Origin of the sequence: Nocardiopsis quinghaiensis, from assembly GCF_008638365.1 — a bacterium.
Classification (GTDB): domain Bacteria; phylum Actinomycetota; class Actinomycetes; order Streptosporangiales; family Streptosporangiaceae; genus Nocardiopsis; species Nocardiopsis quinghaiensis.
In genome coordinates this window covers 39,555-63,228 of the sequence record NZ_VWVU01000007.1, presented here as the reverse complement: position 1 = coordinate 63,228, position 23,674 = coordinate 39,555, and the positions used below count along the sequence as shown (strand labels likewise).

General features: G+C 71.4%; 17 protein-coding genes. 13 read left to right on the top strand and 4 right to left on the bottom strand.

Translation table 11 applies throughout. From position 1 onward, the window contains the following. Position 1: 1 nt before the first annotated feature. Genes FYX01_RS15695 through FYX01_RS15685 form a run of 3 tightly spaced genes read right to left on the bottom strand, consistent with a single transcriptional unit; the run spans position 2 to position 2,163 of the window. Positions 2-898, bottom strand: a complete 897-nt coding sequence (locus tag FYX01_RS15695) for a metal ABC transporter permease (RefSeq protein ID WP_150242017.1) — start codon at positions 896-898, stop codon at positions 2-4. Further along, entirely contained in the window at positions 891-1,727 is an 837-nt protein-coding gene (locus FYX01_RS15690; RefSeq protein WP_150242016.1) for a metal ABC transporter ATP-binding protein, read from the bottom strand. Before FYX01_RS15690 ends, FYX01_RS15695 begins: the two co-directional genes overlap by 8 nt. A 58-nt stretch (positions 1,728-1,785) precedes the next feature. After that, entirely contained in the window at positions 1,786-2,163 is a 378-nt protein-coding gene (locus tag FYX01_RS15685) for a DUF6703 family protein (protein WP_150242015.1), read from the bottom strand. A gap of 336 nt (positions 2,164-2,499) precedes the next feature. On the opposite strand from FYX01_RS15685, the gene FYX01_RS15680 reads away from it, so the two are divergent. From FYX01_RS15680 to FYX01_RS15660, 5 genes are all read left to right on the top strand, one after another. Then, a complete protein-coding gene (locus tag FYX01_RS15680) occupies positions 2,500-6,180 on the top strand; it encodes a CDP-glycerol glycerophosphotransferase family protein (protein ID WP_150242014.1) in 3,681 nt (1,226 codons plus the stop codon). Positions 6,181-6,268: 88 nt separating this feature from the next. Beyond that, positions 6,269-6,565 carry an antibiotic biosynthesis monooxygenase family protein gene (locus FYX01_RS15675; RefSeq protein WP_190394347.1) on the top strand — a complete coding sequence of 99 codons (297 nt, stop codon included), beginning with the start codon at positions 6,269-6,271 and terminating at the stop codon, positions 6,563-6,565. 184 nt (positions 6,566-6,749) lie between these two features. Then, the gene (locus FYX01_RS15670) at positions 6,750-8,138 is read left to right on the top strand and encodes a glycine--tRNA ligase (protein ID WP_190394346.1); all 1,389 of its coding nucleotides are present in this window, start codon (positions 6,750-6,752) and stop codon (positions 8,136-8,138) included. A 368-nt stretch (positions 8,139-8,506) separates the two neighbouring features. After that, on the top strand, positions 8,507-8,881 hold the full coding sequence (locus FYX01_RS15665; RefSeq protein ID WP_150242012.1) for a PadR family transcriptional regulator: 375 nt from the start codon (positions 8,507-8,509) through the stop codon (positions 8,879-8,881). Further along, positions 8,881-10,263 (top strand): permease prefix domain 1-containing protein, encoded by a 1,383-nt coding sequence (locus FYX01_RS15660; protein ID WP_150242011.1) that lies wholly within the window; start codon positions 8,881-8,883, stop codon positions 10,261-10,263. The genes FYX01_RS15665 and FYX01_RS15660 overlap by 1 nt, the downstream gene beginning before the upstream one ends. 291 nt (positions 10,264-10,554) lie before the next feature. On the opposite strand, the gene trhA is transcribed toward FYX01_RS15660, so the two are convergent. Next, positions 10,555-11,199 carry a PAQR family membrane homeostasis protein TrhA gene (gene trhA, locus FYX01_RS15655; protein WP_394350476.1) on the bottom strand — a complete coding sequence of 215 codons (645 nt, stop codon included), beginning with the start codon at positions 11,197-11,199 and terminating at the stop codon, positions 10,555-10,557. 549 nt (positions 11,200-11,748) lie between these two features. On the opposite strand from trhA, the gene ppdK reads away from it, so the two are divergent. The 8 genes from ppdK (at position 11,749) to FYX01_RS15615 (ending at position 23,665) form a co-directional block, all read left to right on the top strand. Next, positions 11,749-14,445 carry a pyruvate, phosphate dikinase gene (ppdK, locus tag FYX01_RS15650; protein ID WP_150242007.1) on the top strand — a complete coding sequence of 899 codons (2,697 nt, stop codon included), beginning with the start codon at positions 11,749-11,751 and terminating at the stop codon, positions 14,443-14,445. A gap of 349 nt (positions 14,446-14,794) precedes the next feature. Continuing rightward, the gene (locus FYX01_RS15645) at positions 14,795-15,844 is read left to right on the top strand and encodes a YdcF family protein (protein ID WP_150242005.1); all 1,050 of its coding nucleotides are present in this window, start codon (positions 14,795-14,797) and stop codon (positions 15,842-15,844) included. A gap of 50 nt (positions 15,845-15,894) precedes the next feature. After that, positions 15,895-17,145 carry a deoxyguanosinetriphosphate triphosphohydrolase gene (locus FYX01_RS15640; protein ID WP_150242003.1) on the top strand — a complete coding sequence of 417 codons (1,251 nt, stop codon included), beginning with the start codon at positions 15,895-15,897 and terminating at the stop codon, positions 17,143-17,145. Positions 17,146-17,260: 115 nt separating this feature from the next. Continuing rightward, the gene (locus FYX01_RS15635; protein WP_223830494.1) at positions 17,261-18,307 is read left to right on the top strand and encodes a LacI family DNA-binding transcriptional regulator; all 1,047 of its coding nucleotides are present in this window, start codon (positions 17,261-17,263) and stop codon (positions 18,305-18,307) included. 124 nt (positions 18,308-18,431) lie between these two features. Beyond that, positions 18,432-20,108, top strand: coding sequence for a ribulokinase (araB, locus tag FYX01_RS15630; RefSeq protein WP_150242316.1), 1,677 nt, complete (start codon positions 18,432-18,434; stop codon positions 20,106-20,108). Then, positions 20,105-20,797 carry an L-ribulose-5-phosphate 4-epimerase gene (locus FYX01_RS15625; protein ID WP_150242001.1) on the top strand — a complete coding sequence of 231 codons (693 nt, stop codon included), beginning with the start codon at positions 20,105-20,107 and terminating at the stop codon, positions 20,795-20,797. Before araB ends, FYX01_RS15625 begins: the two co-directional genes overlap by 4 nt. 9 nt (positions 20,798-20,806) lie before the next feature. After that, a complete protein-coding gene (locus FYX01_RS15620) occupies positions 20,807-22,243 on the top strand; it encodes an L-fucose/L-arabinose isomerase family protein (protein ID WP_150241999.1) in 1,437 nt (478 codons plus the stop codon). Between the two features lie 90 nt (positions 22,244-22,333). After that, entirely contained in the window at positions 22,334-23,665 is a 1,332-nt protein-coding gene (locus tag FYX01_RS15615) for an extracellular solute-binding protein (RefSeq protein ID WP_150241997.1), read from the top strand. Positions 23,666-23,674 lie beyond the last annotated feature (9 nt).

Here is a 23,674-nt window from a genome sequence, read left to right as displayed (position 1 = left end):
GTCACACCCTCCCCCGATCAGTCTGGGGCATCGTACCGGCCGCGCCCGCCCCCGCGGGCTGGTGGGTGGTCGGGGACCTGCGCCCGGAGGTGCGGCGCGCCACGCCTCCGACCACCACCGACACGCAGAAGACGGCCAGGGCCAGCACGACGATCGTCGCGCCCGGTGAGAGCTCGGCGTAGAAGGACGTGGTCAGACCGCCGACCGAGGACAGCAGTCCGATCGCCACGGCCAGGAGCATCGTCACCCGGAAGCTCTTGGTGAGCTGCTGGGCGGCGGCGACCGGGACGATCATCAGGGCGCTCACCATGAGCACGCCCACCACCCGCATCGCGATCACCACCGTCAGCGCGGCGGTCACCGCCAGCAGCACGCTCAGGAAGCGCACCGGCAGCCCGTGGGCCCGCGCCACCTCCTCGTCCTGGCACAGTACGAACAGCTCGCGGCCGAACACCGCCACCACCGCGGCCACCCCGGCGGCGAGTACGCCCACCACCCACAGGTCGGACTCCTCCACCGTGCTCACCGAACCGAACAGGTAGGAGACCAGCGTGGCGTTGCTCGCCCCGGGCGTGAGGCCGATGAGCAGCACACCGCCCGCGATGCCGCCGTAGAACAGCAGCGCCAGGGCCACGTCCCCGCTGGTGCGGGTGCGCACCCGCACCAGTTCGATGAGGACGGCGCCCAGCGTGGCCACCACGGCCGCGGTGAGCACGGGGGAGGTGCTGGTGAGCAGGCCCAGCGCCACACCGGTCAGGGCGACGTGGCCGATCCCGTCGCCCAGCAGGGCCAGGCGCCTCTGGACGAGGTAGGTGCCGATGACCGGGGTCACCAGGCCCACGAGCACGGCCGCGATCAGCGCGCGCCGCATGAACCCGTAGTCGAGCAGCTCAGTCACGGCCGGGTACCTCGAGTCGGATCATCTCCGAGGCGGTGGTGGTGCCCACGGGCTCGGGGGAGTTGGGGTCGGGGTGCGGGTGCTGGTGCTCGTGGCCGGGACGCGCGCACTCGCCGGTGGGCTCGGGCGCGGCGCCGTCGTGCGCGATACGGCCGGAGTCCAGCACCACGGCGCGTTCGATCACGTTCTCCAACGGGCCCAGTTCGTGCAGGACCAGCACCACGGTGGAACCGCGCTCGCGTAGGCGGGCGATGGTGCGGGCCAGCGCCCGCTGGTTCTCGGCGTCCACACCGGCCATGGGCTCGTCCATGACGAAGGTGTCGGGCCGCCCGGCCAGCGCGCGGGCGATGAGCACGCGCTGCTGCTGCCCGCCGGACAGCTCGCGTACCGAGTCGCGGCCCCGGCCGGCCAGGTCCACGGTCTCCAGCGCCTCGTCGACGGCGGTCCGGTCGGCGCGGGTGGACAGGGACAGGCGGCGGCGCGAGGCGACCTGCCCGGAGGCGACGATCTCGCGGACGGTGGCGGGAACGGCGCCACCGGCGGTGAGCCGCTGGGGCACGTAGCCGATCCGGCGCCAGGCACGGAACCGCCGCAGCGGGGTGCCGTGCACGAGGACCTGCCCGGAGGTGAGGGGCACGATGCCCAGCACCGCGCGCATCAGGGTCGACTTGCCCGAACCGTTGGGACCCAGGACGGCCATGGTCTGGCCTGCGGGCACGCCGAGGTCCACACCGTCGAGCACGGGGACCCCGTCGTAGGCGACACGTGCGTCGACGACCTGGAGGGCGAGTGGTACGTCGGTCCCGACGTCCGTGAACTGGTCAGACACCGTTCCATTATCACGAAAACGAAAACGGTTGTCAAAATATGACGGATTCGCCCGCGGATCAGTAGCCCAGGACGCGCGCCACCGCGAGCACCAGCACGACCACCACCATGAGCACACGGGGCACCCTCTGCTGCGCGCTCAGGGAGGGCCACGTCAGGAACGCCAGCCACACCAGGAACGCCGTGACCAGTAGCAGGCACAGGGCCCCGACCAGGCCGGGCGCCATCAGCCCCGCGACGAACAGGGCGCCCAGCACCAGCGGCGCCAGCCACCGGGGCTGCTGGTGCAGCCACACCAGCGGCACCGCGCTGCGTTCCTCCACCGACCGGCGCAGCCTCCCCGCCCCCTCCGTCCTGGGGTCGGGGGCGGCTCCCTCCGGGAGGGGTCGTCCCTGATCCTGCCGCCGCTTCTCGTCACCGTGCTCGGGAGGGGCCATGCTGTCCGTATCCGCTTCTGGTCCTGTGCCGCCACCGGATGGGCCCGTCGGCCGGACGCGCCCACCTCAGGCGATGGGCGGCGGGTCCGCCGGGCCTGTGGTATTTGTTTTCCTGAACCTTAGTGCAGAGGCCTGGCGCGTCGCCGGGTGTCGGCGCGGTCCCCTCCCGCCATGTGTCTCCCCTTCCGTGCGGCGGGCGAACCGCCGAAGTTCTTCGCACCCAGGGTAACGAATAAATCACTTGAAGTAATAATTTGTTCCGCAAGGGGCAGATGTAACTTATGGTTACGTGGATATTGCTCGCGGTAACCAATTTCTCGGAGGATGTCGACTTCCGTGCCCCAAGCCACTGTCGTCGTGACGTTCGACGTCACGGAGCCACACCTGCAGAACTGCCTCGACTCCCTGGCCCGCCAACGTGGCGGTGACCGGGGCGAGGCCGGAGCGCCCGAGTCCGCGGCGCCCGTCGAAGTCGTTCTCGTCCCAGTCCGCGACGGCGACCGCCTCCGCGTATCCGGATCCGCCGCCAAGAGCACGGACACCGACCCCCATGGCGACGACGACGCCGTGGAGGGCCCCGGGGCCCCCGCCCGAGCCGAGGAGGGCGATCAGGGGGACGAGGCCGTCGAGTCCGCGCGCGAGGACGCCCGCGCCGTCGCCGCCGCGTTCGCCGCGTCCCCGCCACCCGGCCTCGCGGTGACCCTCCTGCCCGGTGGGCCCGCTCCCGACCGGCCCGCCGCGCGCGCACGCGCCACCGCCGCCGCCCACGGCACCCACCTGCTCTTCCTGGAGGGCTCCGACGCACTCACCGGCTACTCCCTGGACTACCTCCTGCGCAGCGCCGCCGACACACACTCGGACCTGGTGGTCGGCAACGTGTACAGGTTCGACGAGCTGGGCGCCTCCCCCTCCAAGGCGCACCGCAAGTACTGCGGCAGGCACCGCGTGGCCGAGGACCCCCGCGACATCCCCGACCTGGCCGCCGACGGCGTCCTCGGCAACAAGTTCTGGCGCAGGGGGTTCTGGGAGTCCCTGGCCGACCACTCCCTCGCCCCCGAGGACGCCGACCTCGGCCTGCGCCGTGCCCTCCTGTCCGCCCGCACCGTCGACGTCCTGCCCGCGCCCGTCCTGCTCAGACGCGAGCGCGAGGCCGCGCGGATCCCCCTGGACAAGGCCGCCCTGACCCGCCGCCTCACCGCCATGGGCGAACTCGCCGCCAGCCTGCCCGGAACCGACCGCGACCTGTGGGACCGCACCCTCCTCCGGGGCGAGCTCCACCAGCTCCTCCTGTGCCTGGACGAGGCCGACGAGGAGGCCCGTGCGGTCGCCGTCGACCTGGTCAACGCCTACCTCGACCACGTGCCCGCGCGGCTCCTGCACAGCCTCAACGTCCTCGACCGGCTCCTGTACCACCTGGTGCGCAAGCGGCGCGTCTCCGACGTCCTGGAGGTCGCGGTCTTCGCCAAGAGCGTCGAGATCAAGAAGGCCCCCGTCGTGCGGCGCGGTCTCGGCTACTACGTCCGCTACCCCTTCTTCGAGTCCGAGGACCCCGACAGGGCCGTGCCCCGTGAGGTGTACCGGCTGGACGAGGAGATCCGGGTCCGCCAGAAGACCGAGGAGATCCACTGGAGGCACGGCCGCCTGCACGTCAGCGGCCGGATCGGTATCCGCCACCTGCGCGCCCGCAGGCGCTGGCAGCAGCACGTGGTGGCCTTCGCCGTCAACACCGCCACCCACCGCAGGGTCCGCGTGCCCGTGCGCGTCCGGCTCGCCGCCGAGTACCGCCTGCCCGACGTCGCCGACGCCGCCCGCCACGACTACGGCGGCTTCACCGCCGTCCTCGACCCGAGCGTGCTGCGCACCTCCGGCTCCTGGGAACCCGGCGACTGGAAACTGGAGCTGGTCGTCCTCAACCGGGGGATCATCCGGCGCAGGTTCGTCTCCGGCCCCGTCCCCGGGCCACCCGAGCGGCCCGGCTACCACCAGGTGGCCGAGGACGTGTGGGTGCGGCCGCACTGGAACAGGGACCGACAGCTGGTGGTCAGCGTCGAACCGACCCGCGTCCGCGTCACCGACCACCGTTTCGACACCCGTACCAGGGAGTTGGAGCTGGAGGGCGAACTGGTGTCCGCGCCCGCCGTCCAGGCCACCGAGCTGCGCCTGACACGGCGCCCCGGCACCGCCGCGCTCACGTACCCGGTCTTCGTCCACGACGGCCGCTTCATCGCACGCGTGCACGCCGAGGAGCTCTTCGCCCGCAGCGTCACCGAGTGCGGCGGCGTGATCCGCCAGGAGGAGTGGGACGTCCACCTGGCCGCCCCGCGGGAGCGGAGCGTTCCGCTGGTCCTGCCCGACGAGGTGGCCACCGCCGCCTACGCGGACGAGGGCATCCGGCGGGAAATGGCCGTGCAGCGTACGGCGACCGGCCACCTGAGGCTGCGCGCCGGACACGCCCGTCCCACGGTCGACCGGGCCCGCTGGCAGGGGCGCGACCTGCTCCTGGAGGGCGAGTTCCTCGACCACGCCGAGCTGCGCCTGGTCGCCAGGGCGCGCGGACGCGACGATGAGCACTCCCTGTCGGTGGAACGCTCCGGCCACCGCTTCACGGCCCGGCTCTCCCCGGCCGACGTCGTCACCCTGTCGGGCACCCTGTCCCTGCCCGCGGGCACCTACCAGCTGTGGGGCCGGATCAGCGACCCCGCGGCCGAGGGCGGATCGACGGACGTGGGCGTGGAGTTCTCCGACGCGCTCATCCCCGACCTGCCGCTGGAGACACGGACCAGGGAGCGCGCCTACGTCCTCTCCTACCAGGGGCGCGGCGTCCCCGTGCTCCAGGTCGGCAGCGACCTGCGCCCCTTCGAGCGGGGCGCCTTCGCCCAGCGCGCGCTGCGCGAGCACCACTACCCGGTCCAGCGCCGGGAGCCCGTCACCGAGGGGATCCTCTTCGACACCTACACCGGGCGCCAGTACTCCGACAGCCCGCAGAGCGTCTACGCGGAACTGCGCGGACGGGAACACTGGGCGGACTATCCGATGTCGTGGCTGGTCGCAGACGGCCAGGTGCGCCTGCCCGACGACCTCGTCCCGGTACGCCACCGGGGCCGGGAGCACTACGAGGCCCTGGCGCGCAGCCGCTACCTGGTCACCAACTCCCGCCAGCCCGCGTGGTTCCACCGGCGCCCCGACCAGGTGGTCGTGCAGACCTGGCACGGCTCGATGCTCAAGCGGATCGGCTTCGACGTGGAGAACATCCGCGGCAAGTCGCGCGACTACTTCGACAAGCTCGCCTGGGAGACCGCCCAGTGGAGTTACCTGGTCTCACCGAGCCCCTGGGCCACCCCGATCCTGCGCCGCGCCTTCCGCTTCGAGGGCGAGATCCTGGAGACCGGCTACCCGCGCAACGACATCTTCTTCTCACCCGACCGGGACGCGATCGCCGAGCGCACCCGCAGGCGGCTCGGCCTGCCCGAGGACAAGAAGGTGGTGCTGTACGCGCCGACATGGCGCGACGACAAGTACTACACGCGCGGCAGGCACAAGCTCGACCTGCACCTGGACCTGCGCCGGATGCACGACAGGCTCGGCGAGGACCACGTGCTGCTCGTGCGCCGCCATCCCCGGGTGGTGGACAGCGTGCCGATCGTGGGGGAGGGCTTCGTCCACGACGTGTCCCTGTACCCGGAGATCATGGAACTGTTCCTGATCACCGACGTGCTCGTCACGGACTACTCGTCGATGATGTTCGACTTCGCCAACACCGGTCGCCCGATGCTCTTCTTCACCTACGACCTGGAGGGCTACCGGGACAACCTGCGCGGGTTCTACTTCGACTTCGAGTCGACCGCTCCGGGACCGCTGCTGACCGAGTCCGACGAGGTCGTCGACGCCCTGGTGAACATCGACGAGGTGGCCGCCCGCGGCGAGGCCTCCTACCGGGCCTTCGTCGAGCAGTTCTGCCCGCTCGACGACGGGCACGCGGCCGCGCGCGTCGCCGACCGCGTCTTCGGCCGGGGCTGACCCCGCGCGGGCGCTCCGGGGCCTCTCCCCGGGGCGCCCGCGCGGGCGGTTCGTCCGGGCGCCCCCCGGGATGGGACAGAATGATCCCGTGATCGTCATCACCCGTTACTCCGTGCCCGAGGCCGACACCGCGGCCTTCCAGACCGACGCCGTCGCCGCGGTCGAGGTGCTCTCCCGCCGCCCCGGCTTCCGGGGCCACTGGGTGGGTCGCGCCGCCGACGACCCCTGCCTGTGGACCGTGGTCACCGAGTGGGACGGCGCCGGGTTCTACCGCCGGGCCCTGTCCGACTTCGACGTCAAGGTCAACGCTGTGCCGCTGCTCTCACGCGCCATCGACGAACCCACCGCGTTCGAGGTCGTGACCGGTGGTGACGCACCAGCCTGAACCGTCCGGGCCCCGTGGTCAGGGGAAAAGCGTGTGCCCGCGGTATTCAGGTGCCCTAGCCTGGGTGGACGCGGTCGTCCGCCGTTGCCGCTCCCGGGTTTCGGCGCACACTCACCGCCCCACACGACAACCGATGTATCGCTAACCGCGATCCACCGACACCCAGCCGGATGGAGAGTCACCCATGGCCGCCAAGTCAGAGGCAATGGACGCACTGGTCAACCTCGCCAAACGCCGGGGTCTGGTCTACCCCTCCAGTGAGATCTACGGGGGTCTGCGCGCCGCCTGGGACTACGGCCCCCTCGGCGTCGAACTCAAGAACAACGTCAAGCGCCAGTGGTGGCGCTCCATGGTGCAGGAGCGCGAGGACATCGTCGGCCTGGACTCCAGCGTCATCCTGGCCCGTGAGGTCTGGGAGGCCTCCGGCCACGTGACGGCGTTCGTCGACCCCCTCACCGAGTGCCAGTCCTGCCACAAGCGCTTCCGCGCGGACCACCTCATCGAGGCATACGAGGCCAAACACGGCCACGAGCCCGCCGAGGGCCTGGCCGCGATCGCCTGCCCCAACTGCGGCGCCAAGGACTCCTTCACCGAGCCGCGTATGTTCAACGGTCTGCTGCGCACCTACCTGGGCCCGGTCCAGGACGAGAAGGGCCTGGCCTACCTGCGTCCGGAGACCGCCCAGGGCATCTTCGTCAACTACAAGAACGTCGAGCAGAGCGCACGCCGCAAGGTGCCCTTCGGCATCGGCCAGATCGGCAAGTCGTTCCGCAACGAGATCACCCCGGGCAACTTCATCTTCCGCACCCGCGAGTTCGAGCAGATGGAGATGGAGTTCTTCGTCAAGCCCGGCGGCGACGAGGAGTGGCACCAGTACTGGATCGACACCCGCCACCAGTGGTACGTCGACCTGGGCATCGCCAAGGACAACCTGCGCCTGTACGAGCACCCGCAGGAGAAGCTGTCCCACTACTCCAAGCGCACCGTCGACATCGAGTACCGCTTCAACTTCCAGGGTTCCGAGTGGGGTGAGCTGGAGGGCGTCGCCAACCGCACCGACTACGACCTCAAGACGCACGCCGAGGCCTCCGGTGTGGACCTGTCCTACTTCGACCAGGAGAACAACGAGCGCTACATCCCCTACGTCATCGAGCCCGCGGCCGGTGTCGACCGGGCGGTGCTCACGTTCATGCTGGACGCCTACAACGTGGACGAGGCCCCCAACGCCAAGGGCAAGCTGGAGAAGCGCGCCGTCATGCGCCTGGACCCGCGCCTGTCCCCGGTCAAGGTCGCGGTGCTGCCGCTGTCGCGCAACACCGACCTGTCGCCCAAGGCGCGCGACCTGGCCGCCAGGCTGCGCAAGCGCTGGAACGTGGAGTTCGACGACGCCGGCGCGATCGGCCGCCGCTACCGCCGCCAGGACGAGATCGGCACCCCGTTCTGCGTGACGGTGGACTTCGACACCCTGGAGGACGACGCGGTGACCGTGCGCGAGCGCGACACCATGTCCCAGGAGCGCGTGTCCCTGGACCGGGTGGAGACCTACCTCTTCGAGCGCCTGCCCGGCTGCTAGGGCCCGGCCCGCGGACGTGACGACGGCGCCCGCCGCCCCTGAGGGGGTGGCGGGCGCCGTCGCGTGTTCTGGAGGGGTGAGACGGCCGGGCCCGGGGGGACGTGGTCTCCGGCCGCCTCCTCGGCTCCCTCGGCCGCACACGGCCGAGGATTCCTGGCCTCAACCTAGCGGTAGGGCCTGTGCGGTACCTGGCTGTTTGATGCGGATTGTCCTACTGCGTAAGGGAATCGTGACGACGAATTCCCCACCCGGTTCGTCGTCGCTCGCCCTCATGGCCGTGGCGAGGGGGCCGTCTCGATACCTCGCTCTGCAATGCCTAGTTCTGCTAGGGTAACGACCCCTAGCGGAACTAGGTATGGGAAGTGCACGTGCACATCGACAAGGATCTGGTCGCGGCGTCGGCCACGCCGCTCGTCCTGGGCATCTTGGCCGAGGGCGAGTCCTACGGCTACGCCATCGTCAAACGCGTCAACGAGCTCTCCGGCGGACAGATGCAGTGGACGGACGGGATGCTCTATCCCCTCTTGCACCGCCTCGAACGCAACGGCTACGTCCAGGCGTCCTGGCGTACGTCCGACGCGGGCCGCCGCCGCAAGCACTACGCGATCACGGAGACAGGACTGGAGGCGCTGGCCGAGCGGCAGGAGCAGTGGAGTGTCGTCGCCGACGCGCTCAAGCAGGTGTGGCGGGCAGCCTCGCACCCTCCGGTCCTCGGGAGCGCCGCGGCAGGGGGGACCGCCTGATGAGCGACGCCGTGCGAGGGGGTGTCCTGGAGGACCAGATCGACCAGTGGCGCGGCTTCGTGCGCCGCCGTCGCGCCATCTCTCCGTCGGACGTCGAGGAGATGGAGGACCACCTGCGCGAACAGATAGCCGACCTGGGGGCGAACGGCCTCGATGACGAGGAGGCCTTCCTCGTCGCGGTCAAGCGCATGGGCAACCTGGGCGAGGTGTCGCGGGAGTTCGCGCGCGAGCACTCCCATCGGCTCTGGAAACAGCTGGTCCTCGTCCCCGAGGCCGAGGACGACGCGGGCGGTCTCTCGCGCTGGCGCGAGCTCGGTGTGGTGCTCGCGTGCGCGCTCGGCGCGGGTCTGGCGGTCAAACTCCTGTTCACGTCGGTCGACGGTGAGATCGCGCAGATCCGCAACCTCGCCTTCGTGGTGCTCCCGTTCCTCGCGGGATGGTTCGCCTGGAAACGGCGCGTCACGTGGCGCGCGTGCGCGGCGGTGGCCGCCGTCGCGGCGGTGCCGGCCCTGGCGGTGAACCTCTACCCGTTCGAGACGACCCCCGGCCCGCTCCCGTCACCCGGGATGACCGCCGTACTCGCGTTCACGCACGCTCCGGTCCTCCTGTGGCTGCTCGCGGGTGTCCTGCACACGGGCGGGAACTGGCGGTCCCACGAGCGGCGCATGGACTTCGTGCGGTTCGTGGGCGAGCTGGTGATGTACCTGGCGCTGATCATGCTGGGGTCCATGGTCCTCGTCGGCCTCACCTTCGCTGTGCTCGCCCTGGTCGACGTCGACCTCGAACCGTTCTTCGAGGACTGGCTCCTGCCGTTCGGCGTGCCCGGTGCGCTCCTGGTGGCCGCGTGGCTGGTGGAGGCCAAGAAGAGCGTGGTGGAGAACATCGCGCCCGTCCTGACCCGGGTCTTCACGCCGCTGGCGGTCCTGATGTTGGCCGCGGACCTGGTGGCGCTCCTGGTGAACGGTCCGCTGACCACGGTGGATCGCGGCCTGCTCATCCTCATGGACGCCGTTCTGGTGCTGGTCCTGTTCCTCCTGCTGTACTCGGTCTCCGCCCGGGACCCGATGGCCCCGGCGGGCGTCTTCGACTGGCTCCAGCTCGCGCTGGTCGGAGCGGCGCTCGCGGTGGACGCCGTCGCGCTGACGGCGATGCTGGCGCGCATCGCCGAGTTCGGGTTCACCGCCAACAAGACCGCCGCGCTGGGGCTCAACCTCGTGCTGCTGGTGCACCTGGTGTGGTCGGCGTGGCTGATGGCGGGCTTCGTGCGGGGCGTACGTCCGTTCGCCGCGATCGAACGGTGGCAGACGGCCTACCTTCCGGTCTACGCGGTCTGGGCGGGGCTGGTCGTGCTGGTGTTCCCGCCGCTGTTCGACTTCGCCTGACACGGGCGACGACCACGCCCCCGCGCGTCGGGTCCCTTCCGGGAGGGGAGGAGGACCTGAGCCGCGCGGGGGCGTGGCGAGGACCGTTGTTCCTGCGAGCGCCTGGATACGCTGGCGGCCGAGACGCCGGTGGCCTCGGGCGGACGGCGGCAGCCGATGACCTGACGGATGTCCGTGTCCCGGCCCGGACGGCTACTCCGTTTCGGCGCTCCGCGAAGAGGCCGTCCCGCTTGTCCGGATGTGTTCGGCCGAGGGGTGCCGATGAGGCCCGTTCCTTCAGCTCCCGCCGGATCAGCCCGGGGTGTAGACCACGAAGGACACCGCTATGTAGTGACAGACGAAGGCCGCGATGGTCAGCGAGTGGAAGATCTCGTGGAAGCCGAACCAGCGCGGTGCCGGGTTGGGCCGCTTGAGCCCGTAGACCACCGCGCCGACGCTGTAGAGCGCCCCGCCCACCAGGATGAGGATCCACGTCGCCGGATGGGTGCCGCTGATCAGGTCCGGGATGAACAGCACCGCCACCCAGCCGATGGCCAGGTACAGGGCGGTGGACAGCCAGCGCGGCGCGTTGAGCCACAGCAGCTTGAAGCCGACCCCGGCGATCGCCCCGCCCCAGATCAGCACCAGCATGGCGGTGCGCAGCGTGCCTTCGAGCACCAGCAGCACGAACGGCGTGTAGGTGCCCGCGATGATGAGGTAGATGTTCGAGTGGTCCATGCGGCGCAGGACCTTCTGCGCCCCCGTCGACCAGCGGCCCACGTGGTAGACCGCCGAGGTGCCGAACAGCAGCACCGAACTGAGCGCGTACACGGCGCTGGCGATCATCGCGGGCAGGGTGGGGGACAGGATCACCAGGACGATGCCCGCCGCCAGGGCCAACGGCGCGGTCCCCAGGTGCAGCCAGCCGCGCAGACGCGGCTTGACCGCCTCGAACAGGTCCTCGGCCGCCGTCGCCGCGGCCCCCTTGTGGCGACCGCTGTGCCGGTCGTTCTCCTTGTGGGGGGCCGGGTCGGCCGGACCGGTTTCCGTGCCTTCGGTCCCCCGAGCCTGTTCCTCCGACACGCTGCATCCCTCCGTCTGCGGTCCGCCCCGCTGCGGTCCTGTCGGCAGCCTAACCTACGGGCCCGTAGGTTACCCACCAGTACCCCTGTGTTTCGTGGCACAGGGGGCCTTCGTGGTGCCCGTGACATGGGATTGGTCGATTCCGTACCCGGGGCGGTGTCCTCCGGTTCCGCGCGTCCCCGTGAGCGCGCTCACCCTCCTGACCAGCGCTGTCGCGGATCCATCCCCCATGTTCCGCGCAGGAGGCGCGGTGCGTCTTTGCTGAACCATTGGTATAGACCTTTTCAACCGTACTGAACTGGGAATACACCAAAAACGGGGAGTTCATGAGGAAGTGGGGTCGCGGAGTGTGGAAGAGTCGCGCCATCCGGGCACAGGCGCCGACCCAGCGCTGAGTCGTCGACGAACGAGGGAGCAACCCCCGTGGCCAAGTACGTCTACAAGTTCACCGAGGGCAACAGGGACCTGAAGGACCTTCTCGGCGGCAAGGGTGCCAACCTCGCCGAGATGACCAACCTCGGCCTGCCGGTTCCCCCCGGGTTCACGATCACCACCGAGGCGTGCCGCCACTACCTCTCCGAGGGCAGCGTGCCCGCCGGGCTCGACGCCGAGATCGAGGTGAACCTCAAGGAGCTGGAGAGGGCCATGGGCCGCCGCCTCGGCCAGCCGGACGACCCGCTCCTGGTCAGCGTGCGCTCGGGTGCCAGGTTCTCCATGCCCGGCATGATGGAGACCGTCCTCAACATCGGCCTCAACGACGAGTCCGTCGTCGGCCTGGCCGCCCAGGGCGGTGACGAGCGCTTCGCCTGGGACTCCTACCGGCGCCTCATCCAGATGTTCGGCAAGACCGTGCAGGACATCGACGGCGAGCTCTTCGAGGACGCCATCGACGAGGTCAAGGCCGCCAAGGGCGTCGCGAGCGACCTGGACCTGGACGCCGCCGACCTGCGCCGACTCGTCGACCGCTTCAAGGCGGTCGTGCTGGAGCAGACCGGCAGCCCCTTCCCCAGCGACCCCCGCGAGCAGATGACCCTCGCCGTCAAGGCGGTCTTCGACTCCTGGAACGCCCCCCGCGCCATCCTGTACCGACGCCAGGAACGCATCCCCGCCGACCTCGGCACCGCCGTCAACGTCTGCTCCATGGTCTTCGGCAACCTCGGGATGGACTCGGGAACCGGCGTCGCCTTCACCCGCGACCCCGCCTCCGGGCAGCCCGGCGTCTACGGCGACTACCTCCAGAACGCCCAGGGCGAGGACGTGGTGGCCGGTATCCGCAACACCGTGCCCCTCGCCGACCTGGAGAAGATCGACGCCCGCAGCCACCGGGAGCTGATGGGCGTCATGGACACCCTGGAGAACCACTACCGCGACCTGTGCGACATCGAGTTCACGATCGAGCGCGGCAAGCTGTGGATGCTGCAGACCCGCGTGGGCAAGCGCACGGCCGCCGCCGCGTTCCGCATCGCCGACCAGCTGGTCGACCAGGGCATGATCACCCTGGACGAGGCGGTCCAGCGCGTCACCGGCGACCAGCTCGCCCAGCTGATGTTCCCCCGCTTCGACGATGAGGCCGTCTCCGGAGCCGGTACCCACCGCATCGGGCGAGGCATGAACGCCTCGCCCGGAGCCGCCGTCGGCAAGGCCGTCTTCGACTCCTACACCGCCGTCAAGTGGTCGCGCAGCGGGGAGCGGGTCATCCTGTGCCGCCGTGAGACCAACCCCGACGACCTGGAGGGCATGATCGCCGCCGAGGGCATCCTCACCAGCCGCGGCGGCAAGACCTCGCACGCCGCCGTGGTCGCCCGGGGCATGGGCAAGACCTGCGTGTGCGGTGCCGAGGAACTCGACATCGACACCAAGAACCGGCGCATGACCGCGCCCGGCGGCGAGGTGGTCGAGGAGGGCGACGTCATATCCATCGACGGCGCCAGCGGCGAGGTCTTCCTCGGCGAGGTGCCCGTGGTGGACTCGCCCGTCGTGCGCTACTTCGAGGGCGAGATCGATCCGGCCTCCGACCGGGCGGGCGACCTCGTGCGCGCCGTGGACCGGCTCATGCACTACGTCGACGCCGCCCGCCGCATGCGCGTACGCGCCAACGCCGACACCCGCGAGGACGCCGCCCGTGCCCGCCGCATGGGCGCGCAGGGCATCGGCCTGTGCCGGACCGAGCACATGTTCCTGGGTGATCGCCGCCAGCTGGTGGAGCGGCTCATCCTCGCCGACACCGAGGAGGAGCAGACGCAGGCCCTCGACGCGCTGCTGCCCCTGCAGCGCGAGGACTTCGGCGGAATCCTGGAGGCCATGGACGGCCTGCCGGTGACCGTACGCCTGCTCGACCCGCCGCTGCACGAGTTCCTGCCCGACATCACCGAGCTGTCGGTACGCGTGGCCGTGGCCGAGGCGCGCGGCGAGAGCCACGAGAACGACCTGCGGGTACTCCAGGCCGTACACAAGCTGCACGAGCAGAACCCGATGCTGGGCCTGCGCGGCGTCCGCCTGGGCCTGGTCGTGCCCGGCCTGTTCACCATGCAGGTGCGCGCCATCGCCCAGGCCGCCGTCGACCGGATCGCCGCGGGCGGCCGCCCCTGCCCCGAGATCATGATCCCGCTGGTGGGCACCGTGCAGGAGCTGGAGATCATCCGCGAGGACGCGCTGCGCGTGCTGCGCGAGGTGGGACAGGAGCACGGCGTCGAGCTCGACCTTCCCGTCGGCACGATGATCGAGCTGCCCCGCGCCGCGCTGACCGCCGGGCAGATCGCCGAGAACGCCGAGTTCTTCTCCTTCGGCACCAACGACCTCACCCAGACGGTCTGGGGGTTCTCCCGCGACGACGTGGAGGCCTCCTTCTTCTCCGCCTACCTGGAGAAGGGCGTGTTCGGGGTGTCGCCCTTCGAGTCCCTGGACGTGGACGGCGTGGGCCGTCTCATCCGCATCGCCGTCGAGGAGGGACGGGCCGCCCGCCCGGGCATCAAGCTCGGGGTGTGCGGCGAGCACGGGGGCGATCCCGCGTCGGTGCACTTCTTCCACCGGGCGGGCCTGGACTACGTGTCCTGCTCGCCCTTCCGGGTACCCGTCGCGCGCCTGGAGGCGGGCCGGGCCGCCGGCCGCTCCGCGCCCTGAGGGAGCCCTGGCAGAGCCCGGACGCGGCCCGGGCGCGGTGGTGCCCCCGGCCACCGCGCCCGGGCTCGTACAAGGATTCGGCACACGGACGGGAGCACACCCGAAAAGCTCTAGACTCATCCCGGTCGGCGGTCACAGCGCACCGTGGTCGTGACCTGTTCGTGATGTATTCTGGCCGACAGAAGGGCCACCGTTTCCCGCCCGCCTCCCCACGCGCGGTGACGGGGGCGCGCCGACACCACCTCCGCCACGGCCTTCCTGCCGGGACCGCTGAGAACCAGCGGCGGGCGGAGGCCGTCCCAGTGGGGGTGGCACGTCCCCGACCGAAGATCTGTGCGGAGGTGAGCCGGTGCGAACGGCGAACGACGGCCGTGGTGAGGAACCGTGGGAGGACCACCCCACCCCCGCTCCCTCTCCCGACGACGAGGCCACCCGGGTCTTCTCCCGTGAGGCCCTCACCCCCGCCCCCGGTACCGACGGCGCCGACGGCACCCGCGAGTTCTCCCGCGACCCCGACGACGAGGCCACCCGGCGGTTCCGGCGCGGGGAGTTCCCGGCGCCCCCTCCCCCCGATCCGGACCAGACCAGTGAGTTCACCCGGGACGCCGACACCCGGGACGCCTCCGGCGGGACTCCCTTCACCCGGCGCTTCGTCCGCGACCGGCCCCCCGGCCGGGGCCGGGCCCCTCGCCCCCCGGCACCGGACCTGCCCGAGGAGGCCCCGGGGCCCGAACCCCCCGGCACCCGGCCCGAGCCGCCCCGCCCGTCCCGTCGCAGGAGGCGCCGCTTCCGTCTGCGCTGGCTGGTCACCCTCCTGCTGGTCACCGCCCTGGCCCTGCCGCCCGCCACCTGGGGCTGGGTCTGGTACACCGCACGCCAGGACGACCGCGTCCCCTCCGACGCCATCGTCGTGCTCGGCGCCAGCCAGTACAACGGTGTCCCCTCGCCCGTCTTCGAGGCCCGGCTCCGGCACGCCCAGGTCCTCTACCTGGAGGGCGTCGCGCCCGTCATCGTCACCGTCGGAGGCAAACAGCCCGCAGACAACTTCACCGAGGCGGCGTCGGGACGCGACTGGCTGGTCGAGGTGGGCGTCCCCGCCGACCAGATCATCGCCGTGGAGGAGGGGCGCGACACGCTCCAGAGCATCCAGGCCGTCTCACTCGTCTTCGAGGAGCGCTCCTGGGACAGCGCCATCCTCGTCTCCGACCCCTGGCACAGCCTGCGGTCCGAGCGGATGGCCGCCGACCACGGCATCGAGGCGGGCACCTCGCCCTCGCGCTCGGGCCCCGCGGTCATCGAGCGTCGCACCCAGCTCTGGTACATCACCAGGGAGACCGCCGCGCTCTGGTACTACTGGATCTTCGACGACAGCAGCGATATCGACGTCAACGCCGCCTGACCAGCGCGGACGACACGTGTTGTCGCTGCTGGAAAGTAGGCTCGCAGACGATGAGGAACAACCCCCGCGAGGGCGGAGCCCCCGGCTACACGCCGCAGGACACCGAGCGCCGGGCGCGCGAGGACCGCAAGAACCGGGCCCGCGACCCCTTCGAGCGCGACCGCGCCCGGGTCCTGCACAGCGCCGCCCTGCGCCGCCTGGCCGCCAAGACCCAGGTGGTCCAGCCCGGCGTGAGCGACTTCCCGCGTACCCGCCTCACCCACTCCCTGGAGTGCGCCCAGATCGGCCGTGAGCTCGGCCAGGCCCTGGGCTGCGACCCCGACCTGGTGGAGGCCGCCTGCCTCTCCCACGACCTCGGCCACCCGCCCTTCGGCCACAACGGCGAGCGTGCGCTGGACGAGGCCGCCGCCGACTGCGGCGGCTTCGAGGGCAACGCCCAGAGCCTGCGCCTGCTCGTGCGCCTGGAGGGCAAGGTCATCGAACCCGACGGACGCAGCGCCGGGCTCAACCTCACCCGCGCCACCCTGGACGCCACCGTCAAGTACCCCTGGCGCAGGGGCGAGGGAGGCGACACCCACAAGTTCAACTGCTACCCCGACGACACCGAGATGTTCACCTGGCTGCGCCTGGGGGCGCCCCGGAACCGCACCTGCTTCGAGGCCCAGGTCATGGACTGGGCCGATGACGTCGCCTACTCCGTCCACGACGTCGAGGACGCCCTGCACGCCGGGCTGGTGGACCCGTCCGCCCTGCACGGCAGCGCCGAGCGCGCCGAGGTCGTCCGGATCGCCGCCGCCCACTACTGCGACGCCGAGGCCGCCGAACTCGACGAGGTGTTCACCGACCTGGTCGCCGACCCCGTCTGGCCCCGCGAGTTCACCGGGGACCTGCCCTCCCTCGCCGCCCTCAAGAACCTCACCAGCGAACTCATCGGCCGCTTCTGCCGGGCCGCCGAGAACGCCACCCGCGCCGCGCACGGTTCCGGACGGCTCACCCGCTACGGCGCCGACCTCATCGTGCCCCGCCGCCCCCTGCTGGAGTGCGCCCTGCTCAAGGCGGTCGCCGCCCACTTCGTGCTCTCGCGCGAGGAGGCCCTGGCCTACCAGGTCGAGGAGCGCCGCCTGATCACCGAACTGGTCGGCGCCCTGTGGAAGGGCGCCCCCGAGGGCCTGGACCCGCAGTTCCGCGCGGCCTTCGCCGAGGCCGGGGACGACACCGCGGCGCTGCGCGTGGTGATCGACCAGGTCGCCTCGCTCACCGACACCTCCGCGACCTCCCTGCACGCCCGGCTGGTGGGCTGAGGCCGGTACCGGTCCCCTCGATTCGGGAAGGGGGGTTGACTTCCTCCATGTGAGCGCTAACACTGTTGCACACATCACAGGTGTTTCCCGCTCATGGCCCGGAGGTGTCGTTCGGATGAATCCACCAGGTGGCCGTACCCCCGTCATGGCGGACGTGGCCCGGCTGGCCGGTGTCTCCCACCAGACGGTGTCCCGGGTCGTCAACGGCCACCCCAACGTCCGCGAGGAGACGGTGCTCCGGGTGCGGAGCGCGATCGACGAACTCGGATACCACCGCAACTCCACCGCGCGCGCCCTGGTCACCCGCCGCACCAACGTGCTCGGCGTCATCGCCTTCGACACCACGCTCTTCGGTCCGGCCCAGACCCTGGCGGGGATCGAGCGCGCGGCACGCGAGGCGGGCTACTTCCTGAGCATGGTCAGCCTCGACGACGTGTCGCCGGACGGGATCGTCACGGCCGCCGAGTACCTGATCCAGCAGTCGGTCGAGGGCTGCGTCGCGATCGCCCCCCAGCGCAGCCTGGTCGATGCCCTGGCCGCGCTGCCCGGGCCCCGTCCCCTGGTCGCGGTCGAGGGCGGTGAGGGATCGGGCCTTCCCGTCGTCTGCGTCGACCAGGTCCAGGGCGCCCACGACGCCGTCCGCCACCTGCTGGAACTCGGACACACGACCGTCCACCACATCGAGGGCGACCCCCTGTGGCTGGAGTCGGAGGCCCGCGTGGTCGGCTGGCGCCGGGCGCTGGCGGAGGCCGGCGCACCGGTCTCCGAACCGCTCCAGGGCGACTGGAGCCCCCGGTCGGGCTACGCACTCGGCCACTCGCTGGTGGCCCGGCGGGCCGCGGGGGAGCGTGTCACGGCGATCTTCGTGGGCAACGACCAGATGGCGATAGGAGTACTGCGCGCCCTGCACGAGGCGGGGCTGAACGTGCCCGGGGACATCAGCGTGGTCGGCTTCGACGACGTTCCCGAGGCCGAGTTCCTCACACCGTCCCTGACCACCGTCTTCCAGGACTTCGCCCAGGTGGGCAAGGAGAGCCTGGCACTGCTGCTCGGCGAGATCGGAACCGAGCGCAACGGCTCGACGGCCTCCTCCGGAACCGCGCGCAGGGTCGTCCCGGCCCGGCTGCGGATCCGGGGCAGCAGCGGGCCCCCTCCGCCGTGACCCCCCGTCCCCTCCTCCATCCCCGGCCCTGACCCCGTCCCTGCCGTCCCCGCCCGCCCCCTCGTGGAAGGACTTCCCCTTGGGCCAGAATGTGAGCGCTAACAATTCACCTCCGTCCGACCCGGTGGTCATCGGAGTCGACTTCGGAACCCTCTCCGGCCGCGCCGTCGTGGTCCGGGTCGGCGACGGCGCCGAACTCGGCTCCGCGGCACACGCCTACCGGCACGGCGTCATCACGGACCACCTGCCGGGATCGGACGAGCCCCTGGAGCCGGAGACCGCGCTCCAGTGCCCCGAGGACTACCGCGAGGTCCTGCGCACCGCCGTCCCCGAGGCCCTGCGGATCTCCGGGGCCTCCCCCGGGCAGGTCATCGGCATCGGCACCGACTTCACCGCCTGCACGGTCCTTCCGGTGACCACGGACGGCACCCCCCTGTGCGAGCTCCCCGACCTGGCCCCGCGCCCGCACGCCTGGCCCAAACTGTGGCGCCACCACGCCGCCCAGCCCGAGGCCGACGAGATCAACGCCCTGGCCGCCGAACGCGGGGAGAAGTGGCTGGCGCGCTACGGGGGGAGGATCTCCTCGGAGTGGCAGTTCGCCAAGGCCCTCCAGGTCCTGCGCGACGATCCCGGGACGTACGAGCGCACCGACCGCTGGATCGAGGGCGCCGACTGGATCGTCTGGCAGCTGTGCGGACACGAGACCCGCAACGTCGCCACCGCCGGGTACAAGGGCATCCACCAGGACGGCGCCTGGCCCTCCACGGACTTCCTGGCCGCTCTCGACCCCCGCTTCACCGGCTTCGTGCGGGACAAGCTCGAACACCCCCTGTCCCAGCTCGGCGAGCGCGCGGGCTCCCTCACCGCCGAGGCCGCGGGCTGGACCGGCCTGCCCGAGGGCGTCCCCGTCGCCATCGGCAACATCGACGCGCACGTCACCGCCGCCACCGCGCGGACCACCGGACCCGGGCGGATGCTCGCCATCATGGGCACCAGCACCTGCCACGTCATGAACTCCGACGTCCTGGCCGAGGTTCCCGGCATGTGCGGGCTGGCCCACGGCGGCATCACCCCCGGAACGTGGGGCTACGAGGCGGGACAGAGCGGCGTCGGCGACGTCTTCGGCTGGTTCGCCGAGTCCTACGTGCCCCCCGCCTACCACGAGGAGGCGCGCGAGCGCGGCCTGACCGTCCACGAACTGCTCTCCGACAAGGCCGCCGAGGCGCCGGTGGGCGGGCACGGCCTCGTCGCCCTGGACTGGCACAGCGGCAACCGCTCGGTCCTGGTCGACCACGACCTGTCCGGCGTGCTCGTCGGCATGACCCTGGCCACCAGGCCCGAGGAGGTCTACCGGGCCCTGGTCGAGGCCACCGCCTTCGGTACCCGCACCATCGTCGAGGCCTTCGCAGCCTCCGGGGTACCGGTGGGGGACCTCACCATCGGCGGCGGCATGGTCCGCAACCCCTTCGTCCTGCAGGTCTACGCCGACGTGCTCGGACGCCCCCTGAAGATCGTGGCCTCCGAACACGGCTGCGCGGTCGGGGCCGCCATCCACGCCGCCGTCGCCGCGGGGGCCCACCCCGACATCCACGCAGCCTCGGCCGCCATGGGCCGGGTCCGCGAGGAGACCGTCGACCCCGACCCGGCCAGGACCACCGCCTACGACGAGCTGTACGCGGTCTACGCCGAACTCCACGACCACTTCGGCCGGGGCGGCAGCCGGAGCCTGCACCGTCTGAGGGCCCTGCGCAACTCCGTCCTGACAAGCGCCCAGAGCGCCACCGGGAGGGGGGACCGATGACCACCGACACGTCCCGGACGGTCCCCGGGAAGCACCGCGACGAGGTGGAGCGCCTGCGCGCCCACGTGTGCGTCCTGCACACCGAGCTCACGCGGTGGAACCTGGTCACCTGGACGAGCGGCAACGTCTCCGCCCGCGTACCCGGTGCCGACCTGATGGTGATCAAGCCCAGCGGCGTCTCCTACGAGGACCTCTCCCCGGAGGACATGGTCGTCTGCGACCTGGACGGCCGGGTCGTCGAGGGGCGGCACAAGCCCTCCAGCGACACCGCCGCCCACGCCCACGTCTACCGGGCCCGCCCCGACGTCGGCGGTGTCGCGCACACGCACAGTCCCTACGCCACCGCATGGGCCGCGCGCGGTGAGGCCATCCCCTGCGTCATCACCGCGATGGCCGACGAGTTCGGCGGCGACATCCCCGTCGGCCCGTTCGCGCTCATCGGCGGCGACGACATCGGCAGGGGAGTGGTCGCCACCCTCGACGGCCACCGCTCACCCGCCGTCCTCATGCGCGGCCACGGTGTGTTCACCGTCGGCGGGAGCGCCAAGGCGGCGGTCAAGGCCGCGGTGATGTGCGAGGACGTCGCCCACACGATCCACATCGCCCGCCAGGGCGGACCCCTCGAACGCCTTCCGCAGGAGCACATCGACGCGCTCCACGACCGGTACCAGAACGTCTACGGTCAGTAGGGAAACACAGTGCCCGTACCCACACCCCCCGCCACCGAGCACCCGCCCGTGCGGACCCGCAGACCCCGTATCGGTCTGCTCGGCATCATGCAGCCGCTCTACGACGACATGATCCCCGGCATCACCGAGCACCAGGCGGCCTACGCCGCCCGGGTCGCCGAGAAGCTCTCCGGCGTCGCCGAGTGGACCGTCGGCCCGCCGGTGCGCGGCCGCGCCGACGCCGAGAACGCGATGCGCGCGTTCGAGGCCGACGACCTCGACGGGGTCCTCGTCGTCATGCTCACCTACGGCCCCTCCCTGCGCGTCACCCGGATGTTCGGCCAGATGCGGCTGCCCGTCGCACTGGCGAACATCCAGCCCGACCCCGCGGTCAGCCCCTCCTGGGACATGGACGACATGACCTACAACCAGGGCATCCACGGGGCGCAGGACACCGCCAACGCCATGGTGCGCGCCGGCCTGTCCTTCGACGTCATCACCGGCGAGTGGCGGAGCCCGGAGTTCGCCGCGCGTGTGGACCGCTGGGCCAGGGCGGCCCGCGCGGTCAGCGCGCTGCGCTCCCTCCGGGTCGGCGTGTTCGGCTACCCGATGAACGGCATGGGCGACGCCCGGGTGGACGAGAGCGCCCTGCTGCGCAAGCTCGGCCCCGAGGTCCACGTCATCGCGCCGGGCACCCTGCACCGGACGATGGCCGACCTGCCCGAGGAGGAGGTCCGCGACCTCATGGCCTGGGAGGACACGGCCCTGGAGGTGGACGGGCGGCTGTCCAAGGAGGAGCGCGTCGACCACGCCCGCATGCAGCTGGGAATCGAACGGCTGCTGGAGGAGACGGGGTGCGGCGCCTACTCCACCCACTTCGACGCGATCGGGGAGGACGGCCGCTTCACCCGGCTGCCGATGGCCGCCGCCTCCACCCTGATGGCCAAGGGATACGGGTTCGCGGGCGAGGGCGACGTCCTGGCCGCCTCGATCGTCTACGCGGGCCACCAGCTCGCCGGAGACGGCCACTTCACCGAGATGTACGCGATGGACTTCCCCAGTGACTCCATCCTCATGAGCCACATGGGCGAGGGCAACTGGAGGATCGCGCGCGAGGACGAGCCCGTCCGGCTGATCAAGCGACCACTGGGCATCGGCGGCCTCGCCGACCCGCCCACGATCCTCTTCCGCTACCGCCCGGGGCCGGCCACCCTCGCCTCCCTGGTCTCCCTCGGCGGTGAGAGGTTCCGCCTGGTCGTGGCCGAGGGCGAGGTCGTCGACGCACCCGAGCTGCCGTCCCTGGAGATGCCCTACGGACAGTTCCGCCCCGAGACGGGAGTGCGGGAGTGCATGGACTCCTGGCTCCGCGCGGGCGGCACCCACCACATGGTCATGAACACCGGTGCCCGCGCCGAGGACTGGCGTGTCCTGTGCGAGCTCTCCGGTATCGAGTACGTCCGGGTCTGACCCGGAGGCACCAGGCGCCCCGGCGCATCCCCACACCCCCCACGAAGAGCTCCGGGGAGCTCTTCGACCCCCCAGCGCAAGGAGAACACCATGCGCTCCGCACCACCCCCACACCAGACACCCCCACCGATTCCTCCCACGGGGCCGGGCCGCAGGGCCTTCGTCACCGGGGCCCTGGCCGCCGCGGGAGTGGCCGCCACGGGCTGCGCCCCTCCCGACACCCTCATCAGCGGGCAGACCAGACTGCGCCAGTGGAACCTGTTCGCGGGCGGTGACGGCCTGCGGATGATCGAGATGCACGACGCCTACGAGGCCGAGCACACCGACATCGACTTCCGCGCTACCACCTTCACCTGGGGCGCGCCCTTCTACACCAAGGTGGCCATGGGAGCCGCGGGCGGTCGCGGCGCCGACATCGCGACCTCGCACGTGTCCCGGCTGGAGAGCCTGGCACCGGGCCGGCTGCTGGACCCGGTCGACCCGGCGATGCTGGCCGAGGCGGGCATCGACGACACCGTGGTGCTGCCCAACATCTGGGACAAGTGCTTCTTCGACGGCCGGCTGTACGCCATCCCCATCGACACCCACGTGCTGATCCAGTACTACCACCTGGACGTGTGCCGCCAGGCGGGCCTGCTGGACGCCGACGACCGGCTCATGGAGGTCTCGGGGGCGGAGGAGTACTTCGACATGCTCCGCGAGATCAAGGCCGTCACCGGCACCTACGGCGTGTCCGTCGACACCTGGGGGCCCTGGTCCAACTTCTGGGCGCTCTACCGCCAGCAGGACGGCGAGCTCGTCCTCGGCGAGGACGACTACGAGATGGACGACGACAAGGCCCTGGCCGCGATGGAGGTGCTCTACCGGCTCTCGGAGGAGGGGCTGGCGCCCCGCCACTCCATGGCCGCCGACACCGCCGCCAACCTGGCGAACGGCCAGGCCGGACTGATGATCCACGGCAACTGGGAGATCCCGACGCTGGAGGCCACCGGCGTGGGGTTCTCCGCCACCCAGTTCCCGGCCGTGTTCGGCAACCACCGCACACGCGGCGACTCCCACTGCTACGTGTTCCCGCACCAGCGCGACCGCGACCCCGAACGCACCCGGGCCGCCGTCGAGTACGCCGCGTGGATGCTGCGCAACAGCCTCACCTGGGCGAGGGGCGGGCACATCCCCGCCTACCAGCCGGTCGTGGAGAGCCCCGAGTACGACGAACTGCACCCCCAGGCCGAGTACCGCGAGGCCGCCGAGAACGTCCAGTTCGAGCCGCAGGCCTGGTTCAGCGGCTCGGCGGGGCGCCTCCAGGAGGAGGCCACCGGCGCGCTGACCACCCTGCACCAGGGCACCCAGACCCCGGAGCAGGCGCTCGCACAGCTCAAAGGGACCATCCGCGATCTGCTGACCGTGCCGTCACCGGTGTAGGGAGCCCAC

Coding starts and splice junctions, on each gene's coding strand:
- FYX01_RS15635 (WP_223830494.1), top strand. CDS start 17,261: ATGAATCCACCAGGTGGCCGTACCCCCGTCATGGCGGACGTGGCCCGG.
- FYX01_RS15660 (WP_150242011.1), top strand. CDS start 8,881: ATGAGCGACGCCGTGCGAGGGGGTGTCCTGGAGGACCAGATCGACCAG.
- FYX01_RS15615 (WP_150241997.1), top strand. CDS start 22,334: ATGCGCTCCGCACCACCCCCACACCAGACACCCCCACCGATTCCTCCC.
- FYX01_RS15640 (WP_150242003.1), top strand. CDS start 15,895: ATGAGGAACAACCCCCGCGAGGGCGGAGCCCCCGGCTACACGCCGCAG.
- FYX01_RS15685 (WP_150242015.1), bottom strand. CDS start 2,163: ATGGCCCCTCCCGAGCACGGTGACGAGAAGCGGCGGCAGGATCAGGGA.
- FYX01_RS15625 (WP_150242001.1), top strand. CDS start 20,105: ATGACCACCGACACGTCCCGGACGGTCCCCGGGAAGCACCGCGACGAG.
- FYX01_RS15670 (WP_190394346.1), top strand. CDS start 6,750: ATGGCCGCCAAGTCAGAGGCAATGGACGCACTGGTCAACCTCGCCAAA.